Annotated in this window: 11 protein-coding genes; 4 read left to right on the top strand and 7 right to left on the bottom strand. The window is 67.4% G+C overall.

The annotated features are described in order from the left end of the window. The first annotated feature begins 19 nt into the window (after positions 1–19). Positions 20–835, top strand: coding sequence for a metallophosphoesterase (locus INR38_RS12995; protein WP_200016378.1), 816 nt, complete (start codon positions 20–22; stop codon positions 833–835). Positions 836–1,020: 185 nt separating this feature from the next. Beyond that, complete coding sequence (locus tag INR38_RS12990; RefSeq protein WP_012205652.1) at positions 1,021–1,389, top strand: response regulator; 369 nt, start codon at positions 1,021–1,023, stop codon at positions 1,387–1,389. 45 nt (positions 1,390–1,434) lie between these two features. Here INR38_RS12990 and INR38_RS12985 read toward each other — a convergent pair whose 3' ends face one another. The 4 genes from INR38_RS12985 to INR38_RS12970 all read right to left on the bottom strand — a co-directional run bounded on the left by INR38_RS12985 (position 1,435) and on the right by INR38_RS12970 (position 7,712). After that, positions 1,435–2,565 carry a hybrid sensor histidine kinase/response regulator gene (locus tag INR38_RS12985; RefSeq protein ID WP_242699057.1) on the bottom strand — a complete coding sequence of 377 codons (1,131 nt, stop codon included), beginning with the start codon at positions 2,563–2,565 and terminating at the stop codon, positions 1,435–1,437. Between the two features lie 48 nt (positions 2,566–2,613). Further along, on the bottom strand, positions 2,614–3,228 hold the full coding sequence (locus INR38_RS12980) for a chemotaxis protein CheB (protein WP_207443218.1): 615 nt from the start codon (positions 3,226–3,228) through the stop codon (positions 2,614–2,616). Continuing rightward, positions 3,228–4,058: a CheR family methyltransferase gene (locus tag INR38_RS12975; RefSeq protein WP_096916350.1), complete on the bottom strand. Its 831-nt coding sequence runs from the start codon at positions 4,056–4,058 to the stop codon at positions 3,228–3,230. Before INR38_RS12975 ends, INR38_RS12980 begins: the two co-directional genes overlap by 1 nt. Before the next feature lie 108 nt (positions 4,059–4,166). Next, positions 4,167–7,712 (bottom strand): response regulator, encoded by a 3,546-nt coding sequence (locus INR38_RS12970; RefSeq protein ID WP_207443219.1) that lies wholly within the window; start codon positions 7,710–7,712, stop codon positions 4,167–4,169. Positions 7,713–7,929: 217 nt separating this feature from the next. On the opposite strand from INR38_RS12970, the gene INR38_RS12965 reads away from it, so the two are divergent. Together INR38_RS12965 and INR38_RS12960 are read left to right on the top strand one after the other, a co-directional pair. Further along, positions 7,930–8,319, top strand: a complete 390-nt coding sequence (locus tag INR38_RS12965) for a hypothetical protein (protein WP_013802375.1) — start codon at positions 7,930–7,932, stop codon at positions 8,317–8,319. Between the two features lie 106 nt (positions 8,320–8,425). Beyond that, entirely contained in the window at positions 8,426–8,833 is a 408-nt protein-coding gene (locus INR38_RS12960) for a hypothetical protein (protein WP_207443220.1), read from the top strand. A gap of 46 nt (positions 8,834–8,879) precedes the next feature. Here INR38_RS12960 and INR38_RS12955 read toward each other — a convergent pair whose 3' ends face one another. The 3 genes from INR38_RS12955 to INR38_RS12945 form a co-directional block, all read right to left on the bottom strand. Beyond that, entirely contained in the window at positions 8,880–10,667 is a 1,788-nt protein-coding gene (locus tag INR38_RS12955; protein WP_207443221.1) for a methyl-accepting chemotaxis protein, read from the bottom strand. A gap of 41 nt (positions 10,668–10,708) precedes the next feature. Further along, positions 10,709–11,542: a flagellar filament capping protein FliD gene (gene fliD, locus INR38_RS12950; RefSeq protein ID WP_099751423.1), complete on the bottom strand. Its 834-nt coding sequence runs from the start codon at positions 11,540–11,542 to the stop codon at positions 10,709–10,711. 223 nt (positions 11,543–11,765) lie between these two features. Next, positions 11,766–12,503, bottom strand: coding sequence for a GntR family transcriptional regulator (locus INR38_RS12945; protein WP_013802371.1), 738 nt, complete (start codon positions 12,501–12,503; stop codon positions 11,766–11,768). Between the last annotated feature and the right edge of the window lie 4 nt (positions 12,504–12,507).

Here is a 12,507-nt window from a genome sequence, read left to right as displayed (position 1 = left end):
CAAGGGACAAGGAACGCCCATGGCTTTGCTCATGCATATGTCGGACCTGCATTTCGGCGCCCACGATCCGGCCGTGTGCGCCGCCGCGGCAAGACTGGCCGCACGTTTGCCCGTGGCACTGCTGGTGGTCTCCGGCGACCTGACCCAGCGTGCCACGGCCGCGCAGTTTGCCCAGGCGCGCGAGTTTCTCGATGCGCTTCCCGTACCGCGCCGCCTGGTCGTGCCGGGCAACCACGATCTGCCGTTGCTGGCCTGGTGGGAGCGGCTGGGCGGCCATGCCCATGATCGCTACGCCCGCTGGATCAGTGCCGACCTGCAGCCCTGGTGCGCAGAGCAGGGCTTTTGCGTGATTGGCGTGGACACCACGCGCTGGTGGCGCCACCAGCGCGGCAGCCTGTCGGCCAGCCAGATACGGCAGGTGGCCCAAAGGCTGGCGCAGGCCAGCCCCGGCGACTGGCGCATTGTGGTCGGCCACCACCCGCTGGCCGCCGCCCATGCGCAGGACCGCAGCCACCGCCCGCACCGCGCGGCAACGGCCCTGGCGGCCTGGCGCGACGCCGGAGCGCAGTTGGTGCTGTCAGGCCATGGACATGACCCCGGCCTGGTCCAGCCGCTGCCGGGGCTGTGGGCGGCGCAGGCGGGCACTGCGGTATCGCTGCGGCTGCGCGCGCATGCGCCCAACAGCCTGTTCACGCTGGAGCAGCAGGAGGACTCGGCTGGACAGGGCCCGGCCTGGCGCCGCGAGCTCACGCGCTGGGACTATTCACGGCAGGCGGATGAATTCCTGCCCGTGCAAAAGCATGTTCTGGACCCGCCGCAGGCCTCCACCCGCTGAACGCGCGCAAGCCTTGCTCTGGCGTTCTTCGTTGTATTGCACAATCCATAGCCTCGGCCTCCATGCAGGCGGCGGCAGAAAAGTTTGCATGCTGTCCTACGCGATGGCCGCCCGAGGGTGTGGATGATCAGCCCTCGTCAATGCTGCCTTTTTGATAGCAGCATGATGCACTGCAACAAAGAGATATGCGAATCCTGTACGTTGAAGACAATGCCGACCTGCGCGAAACCATTGGCCTGCTGATGGAGAGCGAATCACGCTTCGTGACCAGTTGCGCCACCGCCGAGCAGGCCCTGGAACTGGATGCGGCCCAGCCTTTCGACGTGGTGGTTTCCGATGTCAGCCTGCCTGGCCTGTCAGGCACCGACCTGGCGCGGCAGCTGCTGGAGGCCGATGCCCAGCGCTGGATCATCCTGTGCTCCGGCTACGACCTGGGCCCCTACCCCACGGCCTGGGGCCCCCATGTGCGGACACTGCTCAAGCCCTTCGAGATCGAGGACCTGGAGACGCTGCTGGACTCCATCCAGGAAGCGCTCGGCAACCCCGCCCACTGAAGCGTTCGCGCTTTCGCGCCCCCCGGCGCCCCCCGGCGCCCGCCGTCACAGCACGGCCTTGGAGCCTCCCACCGCCACCTCGCGCGGCAATTCCACCCTGAAGCTGGTCACTCCGTCGGCGGAGCGCACATCGATGCGCCCGCCGTGCGAACGCACGATCTGGTGCGCAATGAACAGCCCCAGGCCCAGTCCCTGGTGCTGGCCGGGCCGGCGTTCACCACCGCGAAACGGGTTGAACAGCGTGGGCAGCAGTTCCGCGGGAATGGTGCCGCCGTTGCGCACCGTTATGGACACGCGATCGTCCTGGCGGCCATCGGCCGTCACCTGCACCGGCTGCGCGGGATCTCCGTGGTGCATGGCATTGCCCAGCAGGTTGGTCAGCACCTGGCACAGGCGCTCGCCATCCCAGATGCCTTCCAGATTGCCCAGCATCTCGCTTTCCAGGCGCCGCTCCGGGAAGCCCGTCTCCACCTCCTGCAGCGTGCGCTGCAGCAGCGTCTGCAGGCTGGCCGGCTGGGGCGACAGCGGCAGGCCGTCTGCCTGGCGGATGCGAGTCACGTCCAGCAGATCCTCGATCATGCGCGACATGCGCTGGCTGCTGCTGAGCATGCGCTCGGCCATGTTGGCCACCTTGCCGGGATCGGGCTGGCGCGTGAGCACGGTGGCCGCCGCCTTGATGGACTGCAGCGGCGTGCGCAGGTCGTGGCTGAGCACGGCCATGAACATCTCGTTGATGCGCAGCGCCTCCGTGCGCTCCTGCAGCTGCTGGGCCAGCGCCTGCTTGCGCTGGTGCAGCTCGAAGAACACGTTGGCCTTGGTGGTCAGCATGTGCGGGTCGATGGGCTTGTACAGAAAGTCCACGGCGCCGCTTTCATAGCCGCGGAATTGCCAGTTGTGCTCGCGCGAGCCGGCCGTCATGAAGATGAGCGGGATGTGGCGCGTGCGCTCGCTGCCGCGTATCAGCTCGGCCAGCTCGAAGCCGTTCATCTCGGGCATCTGCACGTCCAGCAGGGCCAGCGCCACATCGCCATGGTCGAGCAAAAGCTCCAGCGCCTCGGGGCCGGAATGCGCCTTGAGGAACTCGATGCCGTCGCGCTGCAGCAGCGCTTCGATGGCGATCAGATTCTCGGCAATGTCATCGACGATCAGGCATTTGACGCGATCTGTTTGGGACATGGATTCTCTCTCGGTATTTTGTCTGGTGGGAGCGCGCTGAATGGACATTCAAAGCCTCCCCTGGCCGTGCAGCGATGCGATGAGCGCGGCAATGCCCTGCGGCGCCAGCACCTGGGCCTGTGGCACGCGGGCCAGGGCCGCCCGCGGCATGGTCTGCATTGCGGCACTGTCTGGCGACTGCACCACGGCCAGGCCGCCGGCCGCGTGCACGCTGGCCATGCCCTGGGCGCCATCCTCGTTGGCGCCCGACAGCAGCACGGCCAGCAGGCGCTCGCCATAGCAGTCGGAAGCCGACTCGAACAGCACATCGATCGAGGGCCGCGAAAAATGCCAGGGCGCATCCAGCGACAGCGCCAGCCTGGGGCCGCTGTCCACCAGCAGGTGGTAGTCGGCCGGCGCAAAGTACAGGCAGCCCGGCTCCAGCCATTGCTGGTCCTGCACCTCGCGCACCGGCAGGGCGCAGCGCGGCCCGAAAAGCTGGCCCAGCAGGCTGCGCCGGTCGCGCGGCAGGTGCAGTACCACCAGCACCGAAGCGCGCAGGCTGGCGGGCAGCGTGGGCAGCACCACGGACAGCGCATCAAGCGCGCCGGCCGAGCCGCCGATCACGATGGCCTCGTAGGCTGTGGCGGCGTCCGAGGCGGGTGTGTTCGTGGTCGCGGGCATCACAGCCCGGCCCTCTTGCGGTAGATGCGGTCTTCGAGCACGAAGTCCTCGAAGGCCTCCGAATGCCCTGAAAACCGCAGCGACTCCTTGGAGCCCAGGCCCAGGAACCCGCGATGGCACAGCGCATCGCGGAACAGGCCCAGCGCCCGGTCCTGCAGCTCGCGCTCGAAATAGATCAGCACATTGCGGCAGGACACCAGATGCATCTCGGCGAACACGCTGTCGGTGGCCAGGCTGTGGTCGGAGAACACCATGTGCTCGCGCAGCCCCTTGTCGAAGACCACACGGCCATAGCGCGCCGTGTAGTAGTGCGACAGCGAGCTGTGCCCGCCCGAGCGCGCATGGTTGTCGGTGAAGGCCGCCACGCGCGCCATGTCGAACACGCCCTGCTCTGCCGCCTTCAGCGCATGGGGATTGATGTCGGTGGCGTAGATCAGGGTGCGGTCCAGCAGGCCCTCTTCATGCAGCAGGATGGCCAGCGAATACACCTCTTCGCCCGCGCTGCAGCCGGCCACCCAGACCTTGAGCGAGGGATAGGTGCGCAGCAGCGGCACGACCTCGGTGCGCAGCGAGCGGAAGTAGGTCGGGTCGCGGAACATGTCGCTGACCTGGACCGTGAGGTACTCGAGCAGGGCCGGGAACACGCTTGTATCGTGCAGCACACGGTCCTGCAGCTGCGACAGCGTCTTGCAGTCGAACTGCACCAGGGCCGACTGCAGGCGCCGCTTGAGCGAGGCCTGGGCGTAGCCCCGGAAGTCGTAGTGGTAGCGGTGGTAGATGGCATCGATCAGCAGGCGCTGCTCGATGTCGGCGGTGCGGGCTTTTTTCATCGCCGGGCCGCCCCAAGATGAAAAGCGGCCCCCTTGGGGGGCAGCGTACCTTGCGCAGCAAGGGGAGCGTGGGGGCTATTTTTCAGCTGCGGCATCGCGTCCTCCTTGCTACTTGGGCATCCACACCCGCACCAGCGACAGCAGCTTCTCCACGTCCAGCGGCTTGGCGATGTAGTCGTTGGCACCGGCGGCCAGGCATTTCTCCTGGTCGTCCTTCATGGCCTTGGCGGTCAGGGCGATGATGGGCAGGCGGCGCCATTGCGGGCGGTTGCGGATCTCGCGCATGGCGGTATAGCCGTCCATCTCGGGCATCATGATGTCCATCAGGACCAGGTCGATGCCGGCCTGCGCCGTGCCCCGCGCTTCCAGGGTTTCCAGCGCCTCGCGCCCGTTGCGCGCGATCTCCACGCGGATGCCCGTGGGCTCCAGGATGCTGGACAGCGCGAACACATTGCGCACATCGTCCTCCACCACCAGCACCGTGCGCCCTTCCAGCGCCGACTCGCGGCTGCGCGCCACCTGCAGCATCTGGCGGTGCTCGGCCGACAGCTCGGACTCCACCTGGTGCAGGAACAGCGTGACCTCGTCGAGCAGGCGCTCGGGCGAGCGCGCGTCCTTGATGATGATGGACTTGGAAAAGCGCCGCAGCTGCTGCTCTTCATCGCGCGAGAGCGCGCGGCCCGTGTAGACGATGACAGGCGGGAAGGAAACATCGTCCTGGTCCGTCATGCGCTGCAGCAGCTCGTAGCCGCTGATGTCGGGCAGGTTCAGGTCCATCACCATGCAGTCGAAGGTGGCGCCGCGCAGATGCTCCAGCGCCGCCGCCGCCGTGCCCGCGCAGACGATGTCCACGTCGCTGCGGCTGAGCAGGTGGCGCACGCTCTCGCGCTGGCGCTCGTCGTCCTCCACCACCAGCACGCGGCGCAGGTCCTGGGTGAACTTGGCCTCCAGCCGCTTCAGGGCATGGACCAGTTCCTCGCGCTTGACGGGCTTGAGCGCGTAGCCCACGGCGCCGCGTCCCATGGCCTCCTGCGAATAGTCGGCCACCGAAACCACGTGCACGGGAATGTGGCGCGTGACGGGGTTGCGCTTGAGCTGATCCAGCACGCCCAGGCCCGAGAAATCGGGCAGGTTGATGTCCAGCACGATGGCGTTGGGCTGGTTGCTTGCCGCCATGGCCAGGCCGTCGGATGCGGTGTTGGCCACATCGCATTCGAAATCCATCTCGCGCGCGAGCTCGGAAAGAATGTCGGCAAAGCGCAGATCGTCCTCGATGACGAGGATGCGGCGCCCGCTCTGCCCGCTCTTTCGCAGGGCATTCGCCGCGGACGAGGTAGGCGACAGCATCGGAGCAGACATGGCTGGCGACATGGCCGGCGCGAACGCGGGCGCAGCCGGCGCGACATGGGCCGAGGCGACGGCGGGCACGGACGCGGGCGATGACACCGGCACCTGCGTCTGTGTCTGTGTCTGCGCATTCGCCAGCGATTCCCGCGCCGGGCGGGGCAGCGGCGCGGCAGCCAAGGCCCGGCCAGGCTCCACCAGCTCCAGGATCACAGGCACGGTCAGCGTGAACACGCTGCCCTGCCCCGGCGTGCTGGAGACGGTCAGCGTGCCGCCCAGCAGCCCGGCAAGGTCACGTGAGATCGACAGGCCCAGGCCCGTTCCGCCGAACTTGCGATGCGTGCTGCCGTCCGCCTGGCGGAAGGCATCGAAGATGAATTGCTGCTGCTGCTCGGCAATGCCGATGCCGGTATCGCGCACGGCGAACGCCAGCATGCCCCCGGGCACGCGGGACACCTGCAGGTCGACCGAGCCCTTGGCCGTGAACTTGAGCGCGTTGGACAGCAGGTTCTTGAGCACCTGGGCCAGCCGCATGGGGTCGGTCTGCATGGAGGCCGGCACGCCGGGGTCCACCGTCCATGCCAGCTCCAGGCCTTTTTCGCGGGCGATGGGGCGCAGCGGCTCCATCAGCGCCTGCAAGGCGGTGGCGATGGTCATGGGCTCCACCAGGACGCTGACCTGGCCGGCCTCGATCTTGGACAGGTCCAGGATGTCGTTGATCAGCGCCAGCAGGTCGCTGCCCGCCGCATGAATGGTCTGTGCGTACTTGACCTGATCGGCCTGCAGGTTGCCGGGCTTGTTGTCGGCCAGCAGCTTGGCGAGGATCAGCGTGGAGTTCAGCGGCGTGCGCAGCTCGTGGCTCATGTTGGCCAGGAACTCGCTCTTGTACTGGCTGGCCAGCTCCAGCTCGTGCGCCTTGTCGGTCAGCGCACCCTGGGCGCGCAGCAGTTGCTCGCGCTGGTACTCCAGCTGCTGGGTCTGCTCCTCCAGATGGGCATTGGTCTGCTCCAGTTCGCTTTGCTGGTGCTCCATCTGCGTCTGCGACTCCTGCAGAATGCGGCTTTGCTGCTCCAGCTCCTCGTTGCTCACGCGCAGTTCTTCCTGCTGGGCCTGCAGCTCTTCCGACTGGCGGCGCGTTTCTTCCAGCAAGGTCTCAAGGCGCGAACGGTCCAGGCCCGAGCGGATGGCCACGGCCAGCATTTCGGACGCCCGCTCCAGCAGGCTGCGCTCTGCCTCGCTCACCCCGCGCAGAAAGCCCAGTTCGATGACGGCGAACACTTCGCCGTTCTCCATGGCGGGCGCCACCATCAGCTGCAACGGGCTGGACTGGCCGGTGCCCGAGGAAATCGGCAGGTGCTGCGCGGGCACGTCCCTGACATGCAGCAGCTTGCGCGAGGTGACCGCCTGGCCCGCCAGGCCCTCGCCGGGCAGCAGCTTGTGCTGCAGGCGCTCGCGCGGCAAGGCATAGCCGCCGAACAGGCGCAGACCGCCGTCGGCGCAGTCCACCACATAGCCGGCGCCCACCTCGGCGCGCAGGTAGGTGGCCAGGTACTCCAGTGCCTTCTGCCCCAGGTCTTCCAGCCGGCGGTCGCCCTGCAACTGCTGGCCCAGGCCGGACAGACCGGACGTCACCCACGACTGGCGCGCCTTGACGCGGTACTCGCGCACCGTCAGCGCGGCCGATGCCAGGATCAGGCCCAGCAAGATGAGGGAGCCGCCCCAGGAGTAGTACGTCGAGGTGGTGGAGGCCTCCACCCACAGCTGGCGGCGCTGCTCCAGCTCACGGGTCTGGCGGGTGTAGAGATCATCGATCAGCTCGCGCAGCCGGTCCATGGCGTTCTTGCCCACGTCCAGGCGCACCAGGGCCATGGCGGCGTCCAGGTCGCCGGCCTTGCGCAAGTCTATGGTTTCCTGCAGCTCGCGCAGCTTCTGGCTCGAGATGTCCTCGATCTGGTCCAGCAGCCGGTGCTGCACGGAGTCGCTGGACGTGCGCGCCTTGAGCGCCTCCAGCTGCTTTTGCAGCACATCGCGCGCCTGCTGGTAGGGCTGCAGATAGGCCTGGTCACCCGTCAGCAGAAAGCCCCGCTGCCCGGTTTCGGCATCCTTGAGCGAGGCGTTGAGCTGGCTGAGCTGGCGCATGGCCAGCGTGGTGCGGTCCATGGCATTCACGGCCTGGCCCCGCGCCTCAGACGCCCGGAAATTGACGAAGGCGATGACCAGGGTTGCCAGGGCCGCTGCACCAAAGCCTGCAACAAGCGTCCATGGAATGGCAAAGCGCTGGGTGGTCTGGTGGCTGGAAGATCGTGGCATGCAGTGGAATTTCTGGCGGAAATGGACGAAGGAATCCGCCAGGGACTGTAACGGTTTTGCGCGGCCCTCGGCAGCACTCGACCACACTCGGCCGCAGTCCGCGCTGGTTTCAGCGGTGCGCGACGCACGGCGCCACCACGGCAGCCGTTAACATGGCCCGATACCTTCCTTCCGACATCCCGCTGCGGTCGTCGGCCCACACTCCAGGAACCATTGCATGAAAACCTTTGCCCTCACCGTCGCATCGCTGGCCGCCGCCGCCTCGCTGGTGTCCACCAGCGCCAATGCCGCAGCGTTGATCTTCCTCAACGACACCATCGCCGCACGCATTCCCGCCAGGGATCTGCCCGACGCAAAGGCCGCCGTGGCCAAGGTGCTCAACGAGGCTGCCGACGGCTCCGTGACCGAATGGACCAGCCGCCCGAACCGTACCAACCAGCGCGTGACGATGGCCTTGCAGCCGCAGCAGACCGTGCAGACCGGCTCGGCCGGAAGCTGCCGCCTGCTGTCGGCCGACGTGCGCCTGAAAAAGACCTCGGAAAACTGGCGTTTCTGGTTCTGCAAGCAGTCCGATGGATCGTGGAAGGCCAGCGGCAGCCAGCCCTGAGCAAGGATTGCGATGGCCTGTCACCGGGAATCCGGCATGGACCTACGCCACCAGTCCTGGACACATGGGAGCATGTCGGCCGGAAGATCGACATCGGAGAACAACCATGCCCCATGAATTTGTGCAGGCCACGACACTCGCCAGACGGCTGGCCCTTGGCGTCGCCGCAACCTCTTTGCTGACGCTGGCCGCCTGCTCGGGCGAGACCTCGTCAACGCGCGCGGGATTTCCCATGGCCGAAGTGCCGCGCTTCAACCAGCCCCCGCCGGACAAGCCCCTGCTGGGCCAGCCCGTGATCATGGCCGAGCAGGTCATGCCACATGCCAAGGGGGATCCGCACGAGCCCTTGCCGCCAGCCGCGCCCCTGCCCGCCAAGGCAGCGGAGCCCGCAAGCGGCGCAGGAGCCACGAACAAGGAAGATGCCGGCGGCGTGAACCCGGCCGCCGGCCAGGCCGCCGCCATCACCGATGGCCAGGGCGAGGGCTCCAAGTACCAACTGGGCGCCCCCAAGTAGCTGAACTCGGCCAAACCCGGCAGAACTCAACCGGAGCCGGACGGACTCAGAACGAAGTCCAGTCCCCGTCGTCATTGCCCTTGGCCGCCACGGTCTGCCGGGCGGCAGGCAGCTTTGCGGCGGGCGCTGGGGCGGCAGAGGCGCTGCGTGGGGCAGCAGCGGGTGCAGTGCCAGCAGTTGGGGCGGACGCGGCCAGCGGTCGGGCCGCAGGACGCATGGGCGCTGCCGCAGAAGGCGCGCGCGCGGCAGGTACTGAAGACGAAGCTGCTCCTGTCCCTGCGCGGGCCGGCGCCACGCCGTCGATGCGGAACACGCTCACGGCGGCCGCCAGCTGATTCACCTGGGATTTGAGCGAGCCGGTCGCAGCTGCTGCTTCCTCGACCAGCGCGGCATTCTGCTGGGTCACCGTGTCCATCTGCGAAATCGCCTGGTGCACCTGGTTGATGCCGCTGCTTTGCTCCTGGCTGGCGGCCGTGATCTCGGCCACCAGGTCGCTGACCTGCTGCACGCTTTGCACGATGCCGTCCATGGTGCGACCGGCCTCTGCCACCTGGCGCGTGCCCGCGTCCACCTTGGACACGGAGTCTGCAATCAGGTCCTTGATGTCCTTGGCTGCCGAGGCGCTGCGCTGGGCCAGCGCACGCACCTCGCCCGCCACCACGGCAAAGCCACGGCCCTGCTCACCGGCACGTGCCGCTTCCACGGCAGCGTTCAGCGCCAGGATGTTGGTCTGGAAGGCAATGGAGTCGATGACGCCGATGATGTCGGCAATCTTGCGGCTGGACTCGCTGATGCCGCCCATGGTGTCCACCACGCCCGCCACCACCTTGCCGCCCTGCACCGCAGTCTGCGATGCCGAAGCGGCCAGCTGATTGGCCTGGCGCGCGTTCTCGGCGTTCTGCTTGACCGTGCTGGTCAGCTCCTCCATGGCGGCAGCCGTCTGCTCCAGCGAGCTGGCCTGCTGCTCGGTGCGCGAGGACAGGTCCTGGTTGCCCGCATCGATCTCGCCCGAAGCCGTGGCGATGCTGTCGGCACCCGAGCGCACCTGCCCCACGACCTGGGCCAGGTTGTCGTTCATCTGGCGCAGCGCCTGCAGCAACTGGCCGGTTTCGTCGCGCGAATCAACGGTGATGCGGCTGGTCAGGTCGTTGTTGGCCACGGTGCGCGCCACGCGCAGGGCTTCGGCCAGCGGCACGGTGATGCCGCGCGTGATCCACCACGCGGCCAGCGCGCCCAGCACCACGGCCAGGGACACCACGGCGATGATGGTGGCGCGGCTGGCAGAAAAGCGCACCTGCACTTCACCGGCGGAGCTGTCTATGGCGGCGCGCTGCATGTCCAGCAGGCGCTGCACGATCTCTATATAGCGCTGCGTGGCGGGCTGGTACTCCTGGGTGAACAGGCGCTCGGCATCTTCTGCACGGCCTTCGGCCTTGGCCTTGGTCACCACGTCGCGGCCCGCCAGGTAGCCGGCGCGCGCCTTCTTGATCTCGACCCAGATGTCCTTTTCTTCCTGCGTCTGCAGCAGCGGCTCGATGCGGTCCTGCAGCTTGCCCGACTGGCGCGAGGACTCGGCCGCGTCTTCGGCAAAGAAGGTGGCCAGCGAAGGATCGCTGCTCTTGGCGATGGCCGTGGTCCGGCGCGAGCCCGAGTGGATGTTGCGGAACCAGTCGCTGATCATCCGCTCCTTGGCCAGGGCCACCTCGGTGATTTCCGTGGTCGAGCGGGCCATGTGCCCCATGCTGACGATGCTGGTGACACTGATCAACAGCATGATCAGCAAAAGAATGGTGAAGCCGCCTCCGAGACGGAGGCCGATGCGCAGGTTTTTCATGTTTTCCGGGAGCAGGATGCAGGGCGGGGATGGTGCTGAAATCAGTTCTTGAGGTAGGCGTCCAGCACCATGCGGTTCCAGTTGGCCGAACCGACCAGGGAGTCGCCCAGCTTCTCGGCCGTGGCAACCACCGCACTTTGCTGCTGCTGCAGCGTCTTGACCCGGTCACCCAGACTGGCCATGGACGAGCTGAGGCGGCTGCCCGTGGACAGCGCAGAGTTGGCGCTGCTCTCCACCGCCTTGCCAATGCCGGCCAGGGCAGAGGTCACGCCGGCGGCATCGGCGGCCATGGACTTTTCCAGGGCCTTGGCATCCACCGCCAGCGTGCCGTCCTGGCGCTGGACGATGCCGAGCTTGCCCAGGCTGGGCGCGGTCGCGCTGCCCGTGACACTCATGATGGCCGAGCGCAGCTCGCGCAGGGCGCGGGTGGCACCCACATCGGTGGAAGAACCGGCCGCCGCGCTCACGCTGCCCTTGGCAACGCTGGAGTTGTAGCGCGCCACCAGCTTTTCCAGCGCGCCTTGCACCGACTGGGTGGTGCTGGTGGCCGAGAGCGCGGCCACATCCTTGCCCGCCGAGGCCAGGTCCACCAGGGATGACTTGAACTGCCCCAACGCCGACAGCGAGGTCGATCCCGCCTGGGCCTGGGCCGCAATGCGCTCGTGCGCCTTGGTCAGCGACGGTGCCAGCTTGCGGACCTTCTCCGCTTCGGTGGTCTCGGTCTTGGTGCTGTTGCTGTCCGTCTTGGTGGCGCTGGTCTCCGCAGCGCTCTTCTTGCCGGCCGAATCCGAAGCCGCCTGCGTCGTGCTGTTGAGCTTGGATTGGGCGCGGGCCAGCAGGCTTTGCACGTTCAGGTTGTCGGTTCTGATGCTCATGTTCTCTTCCCTGTGAGTTGGCAGATGGCGCGGGCGCGAGGCCCGTCCACGGTTTGGCAGGAAGACTACCGGGACGCCGCCGCAGCGATGCGGGGAAAAGCAGGCCCCTTGCCCACGACTTGCAGGCTTTGCTGCGCCGGAACGGATGTCCGCCGCCTTCCCGCAGCGGCCCGGCCATGAAAAAGGGCCTCCGAAGAGGCCCTCCAGCAACACATTGCAGCCCTCAGGCCATCTGCGTCAGGGCGCCATAGCGCTCGCGCGCCGTTTGCAGCATGTAGAACGTGATGCGCTTGACCTCGGCCCGGCTGTCGGCGATGTGCTCCCTCAGGCAGGACTGGGCCCGCGCCGCATCGCCAGCCTCGATGGCCGCGAGGATGGCGGCATGGTCGTCATAGGTAGCCGAGACCCGCGGCAGCTTGATGACATCCAGGCGCCGGATGATGCGGATGCGCTCGGTGATGTCCAGGTGGATGCGCGCCATCTCCTGGTTGCCGGTCGCGGCCACCAGGCCGGTATGGAAGGCCTCGTCCAGCGAGGCCACCACGGCGGGGTCGGTCTCGCGCTGCTCCTCGGGCACGCACCAGACCTCGCGCAACGGCTGCAATGACTTCAGCGATTCGCCCACCAGGCTGGCCACGGCGCTGGTCTCCATCAGGGTTCGCACCTCGTAGAGATCCTCGAAGTACTTGAAGTCGAAGGCCTTGATCTGCCACCCGCTCTTGAAATGCACATCGACATAGCCATCGCGCTGCAACCAGAACAGCGCCTGGCGCACGGGCGTGCGGCTGACCTGCATGCGCGTGGCGATTTCGCCCTCGCTGAAGCGGTCGCCGGGCAGCAGGCGGAAGTCGAAGATGTCGTTCTTCAGGCAAGCGTAGATCTGCGCGGCCAGCGAGTGCGCGCTGCTTGCAGGCCCCTGGCGCGTCTCGCACACGGGCGGGGAGGCAACCGCGATGCTCATGCGA

This window comes from Delftia sp. SD018, assembly GCF_017355445.1.
Classification (GTDB): Bacteria; Pseudomonadota; Gammaproteobacteria; order Burkholderiales; family Burkholderiaceae_C; genus Comamonas; species Comamonas acidovorans.
The sequence above is the reverse complement of the archived record's forward strand: the minus strand, read 5'-3'. Positions and strand labels throughout refer to the sequence as shown.

Bases quoted from the DNA above. Each gene is read 5' to 3' on its own strand.
- INR38_RS12995 (WP_200016378.1), top strand. From the start codon at position 20: ATGGCTTTGCTCATGCATATGTCGGACCTGCATTTCGGCGCCCACGAT.
- INR38_RS12990 (WP_012205652.1), top strand. From the start codon at position 1,021: ATGCGAATCCTGTACGTTGAAGACAATGCCGACCTGCGCGAAACCATT.
- INR38_RS12985 (WP_242699057.1), bottom strand. From the start codon at position 2,565: ATGTCCCAAACAGATCGCGTCAAATGCCTGATCGTCGATGACATTGCC.
- INR38_RS12980 (WP_207443218.1), bottom strand. From the start codon at position 3,228: ATGCCCGCGACCACGAACACACCCGCCTCGGACGCCGCCACAGCCTAC.
- INR38_RS12975 (WP_096916350.1), bottom strand. From the start codon at position 4,058: ATGAAAAAAGCCCGCACCGCCGACATCGAGCAGCGCCTGCTGATCGAT.
- INR38_RS12970 (WP_207443219.1), bottom strand. From the start codon at position 7,712: ATGCCACGATCTTCCAGCCACCAGACCACCCAGCGCTTTGCCATTCCA.
- INR38_RS12965 (WP_013802375.1), top strand. From the start codon at position 7,930: ATGAAAACCTTTGCCCTCACCGTCGCATCGCTGGCCGCCGCCGCCTCG.
- INR38_RS12960 (WP_207443220.1), top strand. From the start codon at position 8,426: ATGCCCCATGAATTTGTGCAGGCCACGACACTCGCCAGACGGCTGGCC.
- INR38_RS12955 (WP_207443221.1), bottom strand. From the start codon at position 10,667: ATGAAAAACCTGCGCATCGGCCTCCGTCTCGGAGGCGGCTTCACCATT.
- fliD (WP_099751423.1), bottom strand. From the start codon at position 11,542: ATGAGCATCAGAACCGACAACCTGAACGTGCAAAGCCTGCTGGCCCGC.
- INR38_RS12945 (WP_013802371.1), bottom strand. From the start codon at position 12,503: ATGAGCATCGCGGTTGCCTCCCCGCCCGTGTGCGAGACGCGCCAGGGG.